The following is a 17,430-nucleotide window of genomic DNA, read 5'->3' on the forward strand; positions in this document are numbered from 1 at the left end:
AGAATATTGGGAATTTTTTTAGTTGTACATCGGCAAGGGATTCCTTGCCGATATATCATTACGACAATCCTAACCGTTCAAAAATCGTATCCACATGCTTTAAGTGGTAGCGATAATCAAAACAGTCATCGATTTGTTCTTTCGTTAAGCGGCTTGTAATCCGCTCATCCGCTTCAATGAGCGAACGGAACGGCACTTGTTTTTCCCAAGCTTCCATCGCTTTTGGCTGCACTAAGTCGTACGCTTCTTCGCGCGTCATGCCGGCATCAATTAACGAGAGCAATACGCGTTGCGAATAAATAAGCCCTAATGTGCGATCCATATTTTTCTTCATGTTTTCCGGATAGACTTTCAAGTTTTTCACGATGTTCGTAAAGCGATTTAGCATATAGTTCAACGCGATCGTCGCATCCGGCAAAATGATGCGCTCAGCAGAAGAATGGGAAATATCACGCTCATGCCAAAGAGGCACGTTTTCATAGGCCGTTAACATATAACCGCGAAGAACGCGCGACATTCCTGTCATATTTTCCGAACCGATCGGATTGCGTTTGTGCGGCATCGCCGACGAACCTTTTTGACCTTTGGCGAAAAACTCTTCCACTTCGCGTACTTCGCTTTTTTGCAAACCACGAATTTCAACAGCGAATTTTTCAATCGACGTCGCAATGAGCGCTAATGTCGCCATATAGTACGCATGGCGGTCACGCTGCAACGTTTGTGTGGAAATCAATGCTGGTTTTAACCCGAGTTTTTCGCATACGTATTGTTCAACAAACGGATCAATATTTGCATACGTTCCAACCGCACCGGAAATTTTCCCGACGCGCACCGTTTCCGCCGCTTGTTTAAAACGTTCTAAATTACGTTGCATCTCCGCATACCAAAGTGCCATTTTAAGACCGAATGTCGTCGGTTCGGCGTGAACGCCGTGCGTGCGCCCCATCATCACCGTATATTTATGTTCCTGCGCTTTTTCTTTCAATACTTGAATAAAGTTTTCTAAATCTCTCAACAAAATCTCGTTCGCCTGTTTTAACAAATACGATAACGCTGTGTCAACAACATCGGTAGACGTTAAACCGTAATGCACCCATTTTCGCTCTTCGCCTAGCGTTTCTGAAACTGCGCGCGTAAAAGCAACCACATCATGGCGCGTTTCTTCCTCAATTTCTTTGATACGCTGAATATCAAACGATGCATTTTTACGGATAAGCTCGACGTCTTCTTTTGGAATTACCCCAAGCTCCGCCCATGCCTCACAAGCTAAAATTTCAACTTCAAGCCATGCTTTGAAACGGTTTTCTTCCGTCCAAATCGCTCCCATTTCCGGTCTTGTGTAACGTTCAATCATACGTGTTCCAGCCTCCGATCATTCCAAATTTGCCATGAATCAATCATTTTAAGTGCTACATCGACATGTTCCGCGAGCACCGTCACGTGCCCCATTTTTCTTTTCGGTTTTGCTTCTTTTTTGCCGTAAAGATGAAGGTGAGCGTGACTTAGTTTTTCGATATTCTGAAGGATTGGTTCCATATGCTCACCTAAAATGTTCACCATCACGGCTGGTTTTAGCAGCTCCGTGCTTCCTAACGGCCAGTTGCAGATGGCACGGATATGCTGCTCAAATTGAGATGTCACACAAGCATTAATTGTATAATGACCTGAGTTGTGCGGTCTAGGGGCAAGCTCATTAATATAAATATCCCCTTCTTTTGTTAAAAACATTTCAACCGCTAACGTTCCGACGAGACCAAAATAGTCAGCGAGCGTTTCCGCATAACGAACCGCTTTTTGCGCTATGTGCCCGGAAATTCGTGCTGGAACAATCGTTTCATGCAAAATATTATCGACATGAATATTTTCCGCAACCGGAAATACGGCCCTCTCCCCAAATCCATTTCTTGTTACGATAACGGAAATTTCTTTATCAAACGAAAGCCAGCGTTCTAATACACAAGGGCCAACCGCTAATAAGGATAGCGCTTCCTTGGCATCTTCTTTGTTGCGGATGACGAATTGTCCTTTGCCGTCATAGCCGCCGCGGCGTGTTTTGAGTACACAAGGAAGACCGACCGTTTCAATGGCCGAAACCAGCTCCTCTTTGGATTGCACTTCGACGTACGGTGCAACAGGAAGTCCCGCATCTGTAATCGCCTTTTTCTCCGTCGCACGGTCTTGCGTAATGGCAAGCAGCTTGCTTCCTTGCGGCACATACGCATGTTCCACGAGCCAATTTAAAGCATTCGCATCAATATTTTCAAATTCATACGTAATGACATCACTCACCGCAGCAAGCTTTCGAATTGCTTCAAGATCGTTATATTCTGCCGTAATCTCGATATCCGCCACTTGGCCACATGGAGAATCTGGGGTTGGATCAAGAACGGCAACGCGAAATCCCATTTCTTTCGAAGCGATTGCCATCATCCGCCCAAGTTGTCCACCACCAATAATTCCAATCGTTTGTCCAGGAATGATTTGTCGATTACACAAGTTGATCACTGCTTTCCATTACTTGTTTTCTTATCGTTTCCCTGCGTTTTTTTAGCGCCTCCATGTACTGCGGGTAATGAATGCCTAACATCGAGGCTGCTAAAAGTCCCGCGTTCGTAGCTCCCGCTTTGCCGATGGCGACTGTCGCTACTGGTACACCTCCCGGCATTTGTACAATGGACAAAAGCGAGTCTAATCCGTTTAACGCTTTTGACTGCACTGGCACACCAATCACAGGCAGCGTTGTTTTAGCGGCAATCATTCCTGGTAAATGCGCCGCTCCCCCTGCTCCAGCAATAATGACTTTAATTCCTCTTTCTTCCGCCGTCTCCGCATACTCAAACATGTAATCTGGAGTTCGATGGGCGGAAACTACTTTTTTTTCAAACGGAATTTGCAATTCTTCTAATATATCGCAAGCATATTTCATTGTCTCCCAATCCGATTGACTTCCCATAATCACACCAACAAGCGGCTGCATGTGGCATTCACCTCTTTGATTCTCTTTATATAAAAAACCAGAACGAACGTTCCCTCTATTGATAAGGGAAAGCATCGTTCTGGGCATACCTCGGCTATAAGGTGACGAAAAAAGCCAATACGATCCTTTCCCTCATAGTCCAATAATTTACGGTTATTGGGTAGAGACTTTTGGGCCATATTCCCAAAATTATATGAGGGTGATTCACTTTATGAAGTTACTATTATCTTACCAACCTTTTTCAGAAGATGTCAATATAAAATCGAACATTTAATTTATTTATACTATTAATGTTCGTGTTTTCTATTCATTCTCACAAAACGGTGTAGAAAACATATGATGAAATAGCGGAGGAGGGAGTTGCCGTGAAGTCAAACCCGTTTAACCCGTTTCCCGAATGGACAAAACAATGGGAACAGTTTTTTCAAGGAGATTTTTGGGGGAATTTCCAATCATTCTTACCGACAACGAAAAAGCAATCTGGCATAAATATATACAAAAAGGACAACGAGCTATTAATCGTTGTCAGTTTACCGGGATTAGAAAAAATGGAAGATGTTGAACTTTATGTGTACTATAAAACATTAGAAATTAAAGCAAATATTAATTTACAATTCAAAGGGTTCGAATTAATCGAAGAAGGAATTTTTCAAGGAGAATGGGAAACAACGATCCCGCTTCCCTTTGCAGTAAAGGAAGATCGAATTGAGGCAACATATCACAATGGTCTATTGTTTATTCATCTTCATCGCCTAATCCCTGATGGGACAAAAAAGAAAATCGAAATCAAAAAAGGAGAATAGTTTTTTACATTCGACATGTTTTCAACTACCGTAAAAGCGCAATAAAAACATGATCATTCAAAAACAAACCAATCATTGGTAAGAAAATATGTATGATAAAAATGGGTTACAGTACATCGCTTTCCCTGCAAGTGATCACTCCTTTCTCCTTCTAAATATAAAAAAGGGAGGGTGTCCACAAATTTTTGGGACACCCTCTTTTCACAGCTTCCGTTTCCTATACTAAATCAAAAAGGGGGTCTAGGAAACGATGATAACGCTTCTAGTTTTGGGGGAGAGGATTTAAATGGCGTCATTAAAAACTCAATGGTTTTATATAAGCTGGGCAAAAAAATTAGAGAACTTGTCAGCTCTCTAATTTTTTGCCTGCCTAGCAACGACCTACTCTTGCAGGGGCGCTGGCCCCAACTACCATCGGCGCTGGAGAGCTTAACTTCCGTGTTCGGGATGGGAACGGGTGTTTCCTCTCCGCTATTGTCACTAGGCAAGCACTTCAATTGGCCACATATTATTATATTCCAATCATCACGTTTGTCAAGAGGGATTTCGTTCCCTCAAAACTAGATAACCGTCTGTTTGGAAGAAGCCGTTTTGCATAGGCGGCTTCCGCTTTTCCGTTGTCTAGCTCCGGTGCCTAGCTCTCTTGCGCCAAATAACCTTCTCCCTTGAGGTGCAAGCACCTCTACGGGCGAAGAACATTTGGCTTCGAGAGCTAAGCGCGGCACCTCCGCTTTTCGCTTGGTTAAGTCCTCGATCGATTAGTATCCGTCAGCTCCACGTGTCGCCACGCTTCCACCTCGGACCTATCGACCTCGTCATCTTCGAGGGATCTTACTCGCTTGACGCGATGGGAAATCTCATCTTGAGGGGGGCTTCACGCTTAGATGCTTTCAGCGCTTATCCCTTCCGCACATAGCTACCCAGCAGTGCCCCTGGCGGGACAACTGGTACACCAGCGGTGCGTCCATCCCGGTCCTCTCGTACTAAGGACAGCTCCTCTCAAATTTCCTGCGCCCGCGACGGATAGGGACCGAACTGTCTCACGACGTTCTGAACCCAGCTCGCGTACCGCTTTAATGGGCGAACAGCCCAACCCTTGGGACCGACTACAGCCCCAGGATGCGATGAGCCGACATCGAGGTGCCAAACCTCCCCGTCGATGTGGACTCTTGGGGGAGATCAGCCTGTTATCCCCGGGGTAGCTTTTATCCGTTGAGCGATGGCCCTTCCATACGGAACCACCGGATCACTAAGCCCGACTTTCGTCCCTGCTCGACCTGTCCGTCTCGCAGTCAAGCTCCCTTGTGCCTTTGCACTCTACGAATGATTTCCAACCATTCTGAGGGAACCTTTGGGCGCCTCCGTTACCTTTTGGGAGGCGACCGCCCCAGTCAAACTGCCCACCTGACACTGTCTCCCACCCCGATAAGGGGTGCGGGTTAGAATTTCAATACCGCCAGGGTGGTATCCCACCGGCGCCTCCACCGAAGCTGGCGCTCCGGCTTCTCAGGCTCCCACCTATCCTGTACAAGCGATACCAAAATTCCATATCAGGCTGCAGTAAAGCTCCACGGGGTCTTTCCGTCCTGTCGCGGGTAACCTGCATCTTCACAGGTAGTATGATTTCACCGGGTCTCTCGTTGAGACAGTGCCCAAGTCGTTACACCTTTCGTGCGGGTCGGAACTTACCCGACAAGGAATTTCGCTACCTTAGGACCGTTATAGTTACGGCCGCCGTTTACTGGGGCTTCGGTTCGCACCTTCAGCCTTGCGGCTTAAGCGCTCCCCTTAACCTTCCAGCACCGGGCAGGTGTCAGCCCCTATACTTCGCCTTTCGGCTTCGCAGAGACCTGTGTTTTTGATAAACAGTCGCTTGGGCCTTTTCACTGCGGCTCTCTCGGGCTCATCACCCAAGAGAGCACCCCTTCTCCCGAAGTTACGGGGTCATTTTGCCGAGTTCCTTAACGAGAGTTCTCCCGCGCACCTTAGGATTCTCTCCTCGCCTACCTGTGTCGGTTTGCGGTACGGGCACCTCTCACCTCGCTAGAGGCTTTTCTTGGCAGTGTAGGATCGGGGACTTCGGGACCGATGGTCCCTTCGCCATCACGGCTCAGCCTTTGCGCCAGACGGATTTGCCTATCTGGCAGCCTAACCGCTTGGACAGGCTATTCCAGCAGCCTGCTCGCCCTACCTTCCTGCGTCCCCCCATTGCTCAAACGGTGAGGAGGTGGTACAGGAATCTCAACCTGTTGCCCATCACCTACGCCTTTCGGCCTCGGCTTAGGTCCCGACTAACCCTGAGCGGACGAACCTTCCTCAGGAAACCTTAGGCTTTCGGTGCAGAGGATTCTCACCTCTGTTTTCGCTACTCACACCGGCATTCTCACTTCTAAGCGCTCCACGAGTCCTTCCGGTCTCGCTTCGGCGCGCTTAGAACGCTCCCCTACCGATGACGGGCGGTCATCCCACAGCTTCGGTGGCACGTTTAGCCCCGGTACATTTTCGGCGCAGAGTCACTCGACCAGTGAGCTATTACGCACTCTTTAAATGATGGCTGCTTCTAAGCCAACATCCTGGTTGTCTGGGCAACTCCACATCCTTTTCCACTTAACGTGCACTTTGGGACCTTAGCTGGTGGTCTGGGCTGTTTCCCTCTCGACCACGGATCTTATCACTCGTAGTCTGACTCCCAAGGATAAGTCATTGGCATTCGGAGTTTGACTGAGTTCGGTAACCCGATGAGGGCCCCTAGCTCAATCAGTGCTCTACCTCCAAGACTCTTCCCTTGAGGCTAGCCCTAAAGCTATTTCGGGGAGAACCAGCTATCTCCAGGTTCGATTGGCATTTCACCCCTACCCACACCTCATCCCCGCACTTTTCAACGTGCGTGGGTTCGGGCCTCCAGTAGGTGTTACCCTACCTTCACCCTGGACATGGGTAGATCACCTGGTTTCGGGTCTACGACGACGTACTTAACGCCCTATTCAGACTCGCTTTCGCTGCGGCTCCGTCTCTTCGACTTAACCTCGCACGTCATCGTAACTCGCCGGTTCATTCTACAAAAGGCACGCCATCACCCATAAACGGGCTCTGACTACTTGTAGGCACACGGTTTCAGGTTCTCTTTCACTCCCCTTCCGGGGTGCTTTTCACCTTTCCCTCACGGTACTGGTTCACTATCGGTCACTAGGGAGTATTTAGCCTTGGGAGATGGTCCTCCCTGCTTCCGACGGGATTCCCCGTGTCCCGCCGTACTCAGGATCCACTCGGGAGGGAACGAAGTTTCGACTACAGGGCTGTCACCTTCTCTGGCGGGCCTTTCCAGACCGCTTCGTCTACCCCGTTCCTTTGTAACTCCCATCATGAGTGGTCCTACAACCCCAAGAGGCAAGCCTCTTGGTTTGGGCTGTTCCCGTTTCGCTCGCCGCTACTCAGGGAATCGCGGTTGCTTTCTTCTCCTCCGGGTACTTAGATGTTTCAGTTCCCCGGGTGTGCCCTCCATACCCTATGGATTCAGGTATGGATACTGCCCCATTACGGGCAGTGGGTTTCCCCATTCGGACATCTCCGGATCAACGCTTGCTTACAGCTCCCCGAAGCGTTTCGGCGTTTGCCCCGTCCTTCATCGGCTCCTAGTGCCAAGGCATCCACCGTGCGCCCTTTCTAACTTAACCATGCGAAAACAGCTTCACGCTTGCCGCCTTCGCTTCTCGGCTTCTTCCTATGTCTAGCTTCGGCGCCTAGCTCTCTTGTGCCAAATAACCTTCCCCCTCGAAGTGCAAGCACTTCTGTGGGTGAAGAACATTTGGCTTCGAGAGCTAACCGCGGCGCCTCCGCTTTTCTTTTCGGTTATCTAGTTTTCAAGGAACAACATTTATTTGAAAGAACATATAGCATGTTCTCTCAAAACTGAACAAACTCGAAGCGCCCACTTTCTATCAGTACGATATCATCCTTAGAAAGGAGGTGATCCAGCCGCACCTTCCGGTACGGCTACCTTGTTACGACTTCACCCCAATCACTTGCCCCACCTTCGGCGGCTGGCTCCCTTAAAGGGTTACCTCACCGACTTCGGGTGTTGCAAGCTCTCGTGGTGTGACGGGCGGTGTGTACAAGGCCCGGGAACGTATTCACCGCGGCATGCTGATCCGCGATTACTAGCGATTCCGGCTTCATGCAGGCGAGTTGCAGCCTGCAATCCGAACTGAGAGCGGCTTTTTGGGATTCGCTCCCCCTCGCGGGTTCGCAGCCCTTTGTACCGCCCATTGTAGCACGTGTGTAGCCCAGGTCATAAGGGGCATGATGATTTGACGTCATCCCCACCTTCCTCCGGTTTGTCACCGGCAGTCCCCCTAGAGTGCCCAACTGAATGCTGGCAACTAGGGGCGAGGGTTGCGCTCGTTGCGGGACTTAACCCAACATCTCACGACACGAGCTGACGACAACCATGCACCACCTGTCACCCTGTCCCCCCGAAGGGGGAACGCCCTGTCTCCAGGGTTGTCAGGGGATGTCAAGACCTGGTAAGGTTCTTCGCGTTGCTTCGAATTAAACCACATGCTCCACCGCTTGTGCGGGCCCCCGTCAATTCCTTTGAGTTTCAGCCTTGCGGCCGTACTCCCCAGGCGGAGTGCTTAACGCGTTAGCTACAGCACTAAAGGGTTTAACCCCTCTAACACTTAGCACTCATCGTTTACGGCGTGGACTACCAGGGTATCTAATCCTGTTTGCTCCCCACGCTTTCGCGCCTCAGCGTCAGTTACAGACCAGAGAGCCGCCTTCGCCACTGGTGTTCCTCCACATCTCTACGCATTTCACCGCTACACGTGGAATTCCGCTCTCCTCTTCTGCACTCAAGTCCCCCAGTTTCCAATGACCCTCCACGGTTGAGCCGTGGGCTTTCACATCAGACTTAAGGGACCGCCTGCGCGCGCTTTACGCCCAATAATTCCGGACAACGCTCGCCCCCTACGTATTACCGCGGCTGCTGGCACGTAGTTAGCCGGGGCTTTCTCGTTAGGTACCGTCACCGTACCGCCCTATTCGAACGGTACTTCTTCTTCCCTAACAACAGAGCTTTACGATCCGAAGACCTTCTTCGCTCACGCGGCGTCGCTCCGTCAGACTTTCGTCCATTGCGGAAGATTCCCTACTGCTGCCTCCCGTAGGAGTCTGGGCCGTGTCTCAGTCCCAGTGTGGCCGGTCACCCTCTCAGGCCGGCTACGCATCGTCGCCTTGGTGAGCCGTTACCTCACCAACTAGCTAATGCGCCGCGGGCCCATCCGTAAGTGGTAGCAAAAGCCACCTTTCAACCGAAGACCATGCGGTCTTCGGTGTTATCCGGTATTAGCCCCGGTTTCCCGGAGTTATCCCGGTCTTACGGGCAGGTTACCCACGTGTTACTCACCCGTCCGCCGCTAACCGAACAGAAGCAAGCTTCCGTTCGGTCCGCTCGACTTGCATGTATTAGGCACGCCGCCAGCGTTCGTCCTGAGCCAGGATCAAACTCTCCAAAAAGAAAGTTGATTGGCTTATTTAATTTTCGGCACTGACACCGAAGGTGTCAAGCCGCCTTCGCTTTTCTTATTGTCCAGCTTCAGCGCCTAGCTCTCTTGTGCCAAATAACCTTCCCCCTCGAAGTGCAAGCACTTCAACGGGTGAAGAACATTTGGCTTCGAGAGCTGATCGCGGCGCTTCAGCATTTCTTATTGTCCAGCTCCGGCTCGCAACGCCTTGCGGAAAATAACCTTCCTCCGTCGACATGCAAGCATGTCTCGTCGGAAGAACATTTTCCTTTCGGCGTTATCCGCTTGCCTTCGCTTTTCTATTTGGACGCTTCGTTTTGTTCAGTTTTCAAGGAACATTTGTTTTGTTCTTTAAAAGCGACTCTTATAATATATCACTTTCAATTTAACATGTCAATATGTTTTTTTAATTTTTTTCGTCCGCATCAAAGCGGCTTTACTAATATAACATCATCGCTTATTAAATGTCAACCATTTACCATAGGTATTTTTATCCAACCAAACAACACTTTCTGTACTCTATATTCTATATTCACCACGATCACACATACAGCCAAACAAACAGCACATGCGTTTTATCCTTATATAGCCGCCAAGTACAATATTAGCGGCAATACCTTCGTTTATAACCTCAACCTAACACTATTAGGTAAATAACTTTTTCTTTGTGTTTGCAATATATTTAGCCGTCAAATCTCTAGTATAAACAAAAAGAAAGATGCCACAAAAGATCATTCGTATGGCACCCTCTAGTTCGCTTTAACGTTTCCATTCTCTCTCCAACATTCCATAAACAACGTGGTCAACGAAATGGTCGTAAAGCCACTCTGCTTCCCGGATCGTCCCTTCGTTTGTAAACCCTAATCGCTCAGGAATTGCCCTGCTTTTTTTATTTTCCACTGCGCAACGGATTTCCAACCGATGCAATTTCAATTCACCAAAAGCATAGTCGATACACGCTTTGCACGCTTTCGTCATTAATCCAAGCCCTTGAAACTGCTCCCCCAGCCAGTAGCCAATGCTTGTTTTTTTATTAGCGCGATCAATATAATGAAGTCCAATGACTCCCGCTAATTGTCCTTTATGCCAAATCCCTGCTTCAAAGCCGTTTCCAGCGGCAAATTTCTGCAATCCCCCTGCGATAAACGCTTTCGAATCCTCTACTATTTTTGTTGAATCCACCCACGGAAGCCACTTCCGCAAATGCGGACGGCATGAATCAACTAATGCAAATAACCGTTCTGCATCTTCCACTGTAAGCAACTTCAGCCACGATTCTTCATCCAGGCGGTGGATAAACATAGCGTTCCTCTCCCAGTTTTATAAATTTTCCTACTATTATACCAAATCCAAATAAAAAAGCCCGCCGTTTTGGCGGACTTTTTCTATTCTCTTAAAAAGAGAAAGTATAAGATAAAGATGACAAACAACACATATAAAATCGGATGAACTTCTTTACCGCGTCCTCTTAAAATCATCGTAATCGGATAAAAGATGAATCCAACCGCAATCCCTGTCGCAATGCTATACGAAAGCGGCATCGTAATTAACGTGAAAAATGCCGGAATCGCTACTTCGAGTTTTTTCCAATCGATTTCTCCAATGGAAGATACCATTAACACGCCAACAATAATCAGCGCTGGGGCGGTGACAGGCGCGGTAACAACACTTAATAACGGCGAGAAAAATAGCGACAGCAAAAACAAAATTCCTGTTACTACCGCAGAAAAACCGGAACGTCCGCCAGCTGCGACCCCTGCCGATGATTCGACATAAGAAGTCGTCGTCGATGTTCCAAGCACGGCGCCAACCATGACCGCCGTTGCATCAACAAGCAATGCTTTCCCCGCGCGAGGCAGTTTATTATCCTTTAACAGCCCTGCTTGATTCGCTACTGCTAATAGCGTCCCTGTTGCGTCAAAAAAGTCGACGATGAAGAAAGTTAACACTACTCCAAGCATTTTTAACGAGAAAATGTCCGGTAAATGCTGAAGCGCAACGCCAAATGTCGGAGAAATATCCGGAACAGCTCCGACGATTTTATCTGGTACTTTGATTAAACCAAAAATCATTCCGACAATCGCTGTAATGACCATACCGTAAAATACGCTGCCATTTACTTTTCTTACCATTAATATTATCGTCACAAACAAACCAAAAATAGCTAATAGCGTATTTCCGTCTTTTAAATCGCTTAAACCTACTAACGTTGCCGGATTATCGACAATGATTTTTGCATTTTGCAAGCCGATAAATGTGATAAATAGCCCGATTCCCGATCCAACGGCGTACTTCAACTCTACCGGAATCGCATCAATAATTTTTTCGCGGATGCCTGTTAAAGATAAAATCGTAAAAATAACCCCTGATACGAACACTCCCGCTAATGCCGTCTGCCATGGGATGTGCATATGCAAAACAACTGTGAATGCAAAGAACGCATTTAGCCCCATCCCTGGCGCTAGCGCAATCGGGTAACGTGCTAAAATACCCATTAAAATACATCCATACGCCGCAGCAAGCGCGGTCGCAACAAATACCGCACCTTGGTCAATCCGCAGCTCATTAGGAAAATCTTTTACCGCTCCTAATGACAGGGTAAACGGGTTAACGAACAAAATATACGCCATCGACAAAAACGTTGTAATCCCAGCGATGATCTCCGTACGGTAATTCGTGCCGAGCTCTTCAAATTGGAAATACTTTTTCACTTAATGTCCCCCCTATAAAAATAAAAACGCTTCTAGTAAGCTACCAGAAGCGTTGACTAAAGAGGGATAATGAATATAGAGAGGACAAAAAAATGCACTCTCTACCCCATTATACCTCGTAGTCAAGCTATTTACGGTAGCTTGGTAGAAACTCCCGAGCCATATTCCCGGGATTATACGACGTATTTTGACAATATTCGCGATCTAGGTACATTGTATCAGCACGATCGCTTTATGTCAATAAAAAAGACGAACATTTAACGATAAATGTCCGTCTTTTGTTCGTTTTACAGGAATCATTCCCATTCAATCGTTGCCGGCGGCTTACTTGTAATATCGTATACGACTCGATTGACATGCGGCACTTCATTGACGATACGCGTAGAAATTTTCTCGAGCACTTCCCAAGGAATGCGCGCCCAATCCGCTGTCATGCCATCCACCGATGTAACAGCGCGAATGCCGACCGTATAGTCATATGTGCGGGCATCACCCATCACACCGACGCTGCGAATGTCCGGAAGCACCGTGAAATATTGCCAAATTTCCCGATCAAGTCCCGCTTTTTTAATTTCTTCCCGTAAAATCGCGTCCGATTCACGGACGATTTCTAATTTTTCTTCTGTCACTTCGCCAAGCACGCGAATGCCTAATCCTGGACCTGGGAACGGCTGCCGCCAAACAATTTCATCTGGAAGGCCTAATTCCGTTCCAAGCGCGCGTACTTCATCTTTAAACAGCGTATTAAGCGGTTCGATGAGTTTGAATTTCATATCTTCCGGCAATCCGCCGACGTTATGATGAGACTTGATCGTCTGTGCTGTCGCCGTGCCGCTTTCGATAATATCCGTATAAAGCGTCCCTTGTACTAAAAACTCTATTCCTTCTAATTTTGCCGCTTCATCATCAAACACATAAATAAATTCGTTGCCGATGATTTTGCGTTTTTGTTCCGGGTCGGTTACCCCTTTTAATTTTGATAAAAAGCGCTCTTTCGCATCCACTTTAATAACGTTCATATGGAATCCTTCGCGGAATGTTTTCATGACGCTTTCCGCTTCCCCTTTGCGAAGGAGTCCGTGATCGACAAAAATACATGTGAGTTGATCGCCGATGGCGCGATGCACAAGCACAGCCGCCACGGAAGAATCGACACCGCCGCTTAACGCGCAAAGCACTTTTTTATCTCCAACAAGCTCGCGAATTTTGCGCACTTCGCTATCGATAAAGCTTTCCATTGTCCAATCGCCTTTACATTGGCACACGTCAAATACGAAATTTCTTAAGATATCGTTTCCGTAAACGGAATGGCGCACTTCTGGATGGAATTGCACCGCGTAAAACTTTTTCGCCTCATTGCTCATTGCCGCAATTGGACAAGAAGCGCTAACAGCATCTACAGTAAATCCCTCTGGCGGAGCAGTGACTAAATCGCCGTGGCTCATCCAGACCACTTGCTCGTCTGGGAGACGTTCAAAAAGGGCGGAAGCGTTCTTTACTTGAATCATTGCTTTTCCGTACTCACGATGTGTTGCTTTTTCTACTTTTCCACCCAAATGATGGGTCATTAACTGCATGCCATAACAAATTCCTAAAATCGGCAAACCAAGCTCAAAAATTTTCGGATCACACGTAAACGCATTATCATCATATACGCTGTTTGGACCGCCAGAAAAAATGATTCCTTTTACATTCATTTCTTGAATTTTTTCCGCTGTAATCGTATGTGGATGCAATTCGCTGTATACCCCAAACTCGCGAATGCGGCGAGTAATTAATTGGTTATACTGGCTTCCAAAATCTAGAACAATAATCATTTCCTGTTTTTGTTCCATGTCATCACCTCATCGCAAAATAAAAAACTAGAATCGCCCCCGACAACTATAAAGGCAAAATTCTAGTTAATTCCGCCTTCATAGTCGGGTCGTTTACGGCGACCCGGTAGAGACTCTCGGACCATATTACCGAGGATATATGAAGGTACATATGATGATTTCATTAAATTTTAATCCATTCTATCAACTCTATCTATCAGCGGTCAAGATGCCGTTTTTTTAATTAAATTTTCCCATAATTCTTTCACTTCCGCCCATTCAACCCGAACGGTTTCTTGTTGATAAATCACCTTTTCATATAACAATGTCAACTTCGTCATTTCCTTTGTTTGAAACCAATCGTCGACATATGCGGCGTATTGTCTTAGCGTTTGATCTTGTTTCCGTTTTAATCCATAATCATCCAAGTGACGGAGTAAAGAAAGATACGCTTTCGTAAATCGGTCATTCCCCCGCTTATATTTGAATAGAAACAATGTAACATACGGCCACCATTTCCGTCTCGTTTTGTACAACACCAATACACAAACAAGCAATATGAACACTACAATCGTGATGCGCTTCCACGACAAAATGTCCAAAAAGCTGGCGAATGTTTCTTTCACACTTGATGAAGAAGAACGATCTTGCTCCATCACATCTTTTATAGGAACACGGTTTTGCTCGAGCCTACGCTGTCGAGGAACCGACACTGTTTCCGGCGTAGATTGCAAATCGGTAAACTCATATGGGTTCGCAAACCCTTGCGTTGGCTCAAACGGAACCCAGCCGATTCCGGAAAAATACACTTCCACCCATGAATGCGCATCCTTGTTCGTCACTTGATATACATTTTTTCCTTCTTCCTCTCCCAAAGTTGCTCCTTCTATTAGTTGCCCCGACGTATATCCCTTCACCCAACGTGCTGGAATACCAAGAGAACGTAGGAGCACAACCATCGAAGTGGAAAAATTATCACAATATCCTTTTTTTGTTTCAAATAAAAACTGATCGACGTAGTCATCTTTTTCCCCTGGAATAGCAACATCACTCGTTTCATACACATATCCGTTCATGTGAAAATATTGCTCAATTGCTTTTACTTGTTCATACTGTGTTTGCTTTCCTTTTACGATTTGCTTCGCCAAATCTCGTACTCGTTTCGGCAAGCTTTCAGGAAGCTGCGTATATCGCTTTTTTAACCCCTCATCTTGCACTGGCGGCGCGGCGTTTAATTTATCAATGGAAAACGTCGGATATTCATAAGTAATATTATATGTCCTTAACATAATCGCATAAGCCGAACGATCAGTTGCATACATTTTTTCCGTTGCCGTGTCCAAACGAAGCACAATATCTTCAGGCGTATCTATTGTCTTTAGCCCAAGAGGATAAACAATATGGAAATAAGGCTCCTTTATATGGATGCTAGCTGTCATCGTTTGTTTTTTCACCGATGGATTCCACCAAGAATAACCGATATCCGTGTTTTCCTCAAATGTTTTTACTTGCACACTATCCGGGATTTCCCATCCTTTTCCTGTATAAATATCTTTCGTTTCGACACGCCAATAATGCCGCTTTTTGTCTTCGGCAATAAAAACTACCGTATCATCGGCAATAAACGGACCGCCAAGTCGCGAATCATTTTGCCCATAGCCGATTTTTTTCACCTTCGCTAAAGCAGGATCATTCCTTTTTTCTTCTTGCGGGGCTGCATAGCTTTTCACAAACGCTACCGGATCCGGCCATTTAGGCGGCAGTTTGGGACTAAAATATCCGCAGATGAAAGCTAGTCCAATTAGGCATAAGCAGAAAACCGTCCATTTTCTGATTCCGCCTGCAATCGACGCCTTTCCACGCCACCGTTCCATATGGAGGAAGCTTAAGAAGAAAAAACCAAAGACGACTAAACGAATAATCGCACCGTTTCCATGAAACATGGTAAACGTATCTAGTACCGTAATGTACGTAACAGTCAGGACATAAAAGAAAAACAGCCGTTTTTGCGTAAATAGCCAATAATGCAGTAAATACGCCATCATCCATAGCAAAAGAAAAAAAAGAAAGCTGCGAAACGAGTTGGTCAGTTCCGCCCAATGCATCGAAAATAAAATAGGGACGTGATCAACAATTTCCCGAACAAGCAGCTTCAGCACCTGCAGATAAGAAACATGGTAAAACAATGTGTTTAACACACAGACCATATATGCAATCTTTATAAAAGCAGAAAGCCACACTGGAATCCGCAACAAATAAAAAAGAAAACAGACAGACACAAACCAAATAAAGACTTGCACATTCCCGGTATCAGACACCGTTTCTAGCGGAAGAAGCCATTCGATCAGCAGCCAGCAAGCCAACCCATATATAAGCAGATTCTTCCCGAGATTTTTAATTGAATTCATCATTCATCCCTGCCTTTATGCAAGGTCGTCATTATATTTCGCGGCGATACGACCACAACATGGATTCCTTTATGGCGCAGCGCTTCCATCCAATTCCGCTCCTCTTTCGTCAAATCATCCTTGATAAGAAACACGGTTCCCTCATGGCGGCGTGCAGACATTTCGCCTAACGTGAAAACCAGCTCTTTCTGTAAATAAGAAGTAACATAGCAAAAAGCAACGGCCGCTCTCCAGTTTGCTCTTTCATTGGAAATAACGCGCGCAAATGGCTCATGACTATCACAAGCTACTTTTGCCAGATGATAAAACAAGCGCTGTAGATGCTCCTGACCATTTCGAGCAGGAAAGATGGTGCGGTCGCTGCCAACGGATACAAGCCCTGTCTGCACCCCTTGTTTAATAGCGGCCCGCAAAAAAGAAGCAACAAATGTCACGATCTCTTCAAACAATGATGTTGGTGTACGATCAAGTACAACGATCAAATCATCCCGCTGCCGTTCTTCAAACTCTTTTGTCATCAACCGTTGCTTGCGGGCAGATGCTTTCCAATGAACCCATGAAAAGCGGTCGCCTGGCGCGTATTCACGAACCCCGACAGCCATCGTCATATCTCGATGAATCTGTAGCAAGGAAGCGGCCATTCCTTGGTCAAACTGTTGTCCCACTTTTCGGTACATGATATCGATATAGCGAGGATATACTAAAATCGTTTCTTCTGCGAAATGGAGCGAATTCTTTTCTATTAGTCCGAAAAAGTCCGTAGCGGTAAGGCGAAGCGCGGAAAATACATGTTCCCCTCGCGGCAGCTCGCGCAATTCATACGTGTAAGAAAACGTTCGTTTCCAAATAAATGGAATCGTTGCTTTTGTCTGTTCCATCTTAAGTAAAGGAACAGCGGCTTCCTCCATCGTCAACGCCACAAATGGAAACCAAATCGGAAAACGCACTTCGACCGTTGCCGTAAGCGAATCGCCGGCATGAAACTGCCGCTGATGAATCACTCGCCTCACAATGACGCGATGAAACGGATAGACGGCAATTGCTAGTGAATAAAGACCAAATGGAAGAAAACTATAAAACAAAAACCAACTGACAAAGCCTCCCTGAAACATCGCATACGAAAAAAGGATCACAAATAAACTAAATAAACCAAAAACTTGCCGAATAAAGCGCGTTCGTTTTCTCATCCGTT

Annotated in this window: 9 protein-coding genes, 3 rRNA genes and 3 riboswitches; of the genes, 1 reads left to right on the plus strand and 11 read right to left on the minus strand. The window is 46.7% G+C overall.

What is annotated here, in order from left to right; all coding sequences use genetic code 11:
* Positions 1-58: 58 nt before the first annotated feature.
* From purB to purE, 3 genes are read right to left on the minus strand one after another with little or no spacing between them, the layout of a single operon-like run.
* Complete coding sequence (gene purB, locus QSJ37_RS17030) at positions 59-1,354, minus strand: adenylosuccinate lyase (RefSeq protein WP_285756384.1); 1,296 nt, start codon at positions 1,352-1,354, stop codon at positions 59-61.
* On the minus strand, positions 1,351-2,505 hold the full coding sequence (purK, locus tag QSJ37_RS17035; protein WP_285756385.1) for a 5-(carboxyamino)imidazole ribonucleotide synthase: 1,155 nt from the start codon (positions 2,503-2,505) through the stop codon (positions 1,351-1,353). The genes purB and purK overlap by 4 nt, the downstream gene beginning before the upstream one ends.
* Positions 2,489-2,977: a 5-(carboxyamino)imidazole ribonucleotide mutase gene (gene purE, locus QSJ37_RS17040; protein WP_285756386.1), complete on the minus strand. Its 489-nt coding sequence runs from the start codon at positions 2,975-2,977 to the stop codon at positions 2,489-2,491. The genes purK and purE overlap by 17 nt, the downstream gene beginning before the upstream one ends.
* 115 nt (positions 2,978-3,092) lie before the next feature.
* A riboswitch (purine riboswitch) is annotated at positions 3,093-3,194 on the minus strand.
* 148 nt (positions 3,195-3,342) lie between these two features.
* Here purE and QSJ37_RS17045 point away from each other — a divergent pair.
* The gene (locus QSJ37_RS17045) at positions 3,343-3,780 is read left to right on the plus strand and encodes an Hsp20/alpha crystallin family protein (RefSeq protein ID WP_285756387.1); all 438 of its coding nucleotides are present in this window, start codon (positions 3,343-3,345) and stop codon (positions 3,778-3,780) included.
* 368 nt (positions 3,781-4,148) lie between these two features.
* Here the strand turns inward: QSJ37_RS17045 and rrf are convergent.
* From rrf to QSJ37_RS17085, 8 genes are all read right to left on the minus strand, one after another.
* Positions 4,149-4,265 (minus strand): 5S ribosomal RNA (gene rrf / locus QSJ37_RS17050).
* Between the two features lie 253 nt (positions 4,266-4,518).
* Positions 4,519-7,454: ribosomal RNA gene (locus tag QSJ37_RS17055) — 23S ribosomal RNA — on the minus strand.
* Between the two features lie 285 nt (positions 7,455-7,739).
* Positions 7,740-9,297: ribosomal RNA gene (locus QSJ37_RS17060) — 16S ribosomal RNA — on the minus strand.
* The 16S, 23S and 5S rRNA genes sit together here, the layout of an rRNA operon.
* A 767-nt stretch (positions 9,298-10,064) precedes the next feature.
* A complete protein-coding gene (locus QSJ37_RS17065; RefSeq protein ID WP_285756388.1) occupies positions 10,065-10,607 on the minus strand; it encodes a GNAT family N-acetyltransferase in 543 nt (180 codons plus the stop codon).
* Positions 10,608-10,690: 83 nt separating this feature from the next.
* The gene (locus QSJ37_RS17070; RefSeq protein ID WP_089096755.1) at positions 10,691-12,016 is read right to left on the minus strand and encodes an NCS2 family permease; all 1,326 of its coding nucleotides are present in this window, start codon (positions 12,014-12,016) and stop codon (positions 10,691-10,693) included.
* A gap of 99 nt (positions 12,017-12,115) precedes the next feature.
* Positions 12,116-12,217, minus strand: a riboswitch (purine riboswitch).
* A gap of 95 nt (positions 12,218-12,312) precedes the next feature.
* The gene (gene guaA / locus QSJ37_RS17075) at positions 12,313-13,851 is read right to left on the minus strand and encodes a glutamine-hydrolyzing GMP synthase (protein ID WP_285756389.1); all 1,539 of its coding nucleotides are present in this window, start codon (positions 13,849-13,851) and stop codon (positions 12,313-12,315) included.
* 61 nt (positions 13,852-13,912) lie between these two features.
* A riboswitch (purine riboswitch) is annotated at positions 13,913-14,014 on the minus strand.
* A gap of 40 nt (positions 14,015-14,054) precedes the next feature.
* Positions 14,055-16,241, minus strand: coding sequence for a DUF4129 domain-containing transglutaminase family protein (locus QSJ37_RS17080; protein ID WP_285756390.1), 2,187 nt, complete (start codon positions 16,239-16,241; stop codon positions 14,055-14,057).
* A complete protein-coding gene (locus QSJ37_RS17085; RefSeq protein ID WP_285756391.1) occupies positions 16,238-17,425 on the minus strand; it encodes a DUF58 domain-containing protein in 1,188 nt (395 codons plus the stop codon). The genes QSJ37_RS17080 and QSJ37_RS17085 overlap by 4 nt, the downstream gene beginning before the upstream one ends.
* Positions 17,426-17,430 lie beyond the last annotated feature (5 nt).

Source organism: Parageobacillus sp. G301, assembly GCF_030268025.1.
Taxonomy (GTDB): Bacteria; Bacillota; Bacilli; order Bacillales; family Anoxybacillaceae; genus Parageobacillus_B; species Parageobacillus_B toebii.

Coding starts and splice junctions, on each gene's coding strand:
- purB (WP_285756384.1), bottom strand. CDS start 1,354: ATGATTGAACGTTACACAAGACCGGAAATGGGAGCGATTTGGACGGAA.
- purE (WP_285756386.1), bottom strand. CDS start 2,977: ATGCAGCCGCTTGTTGGTGTGATTATGGGAAGTCAATCGGATTGGGAG.
- QSJ37_RS17065 (WP_285756388.1), bottom strand. CDS start 10,607: ATGTTTATCCACCGCCTGGATGAAGAATCGTGGCTGAAGTTGCTTACA.
- guaA (WP_285756389.1), bottom strand. CDS start 13,851: ATGGAACAAAAACAGGAAATGATTATTGTTCTAGATTTTGGAAGCCAG.
- QSJ37_RS17080 (WP_285756390.1), bottom strand. CDS start 16,241: ATGATGAATTCAATTAAAAATCTCGGGAAGAATCTGCTTATATATGGG.
- QSJ37_RS17085 (WP_285756391.1), bottom strand. CDS start 17,425: ATGAGAAAACGAACGCGCTTTATTCGGCAAGTTTTTGGTTTATTTAGT.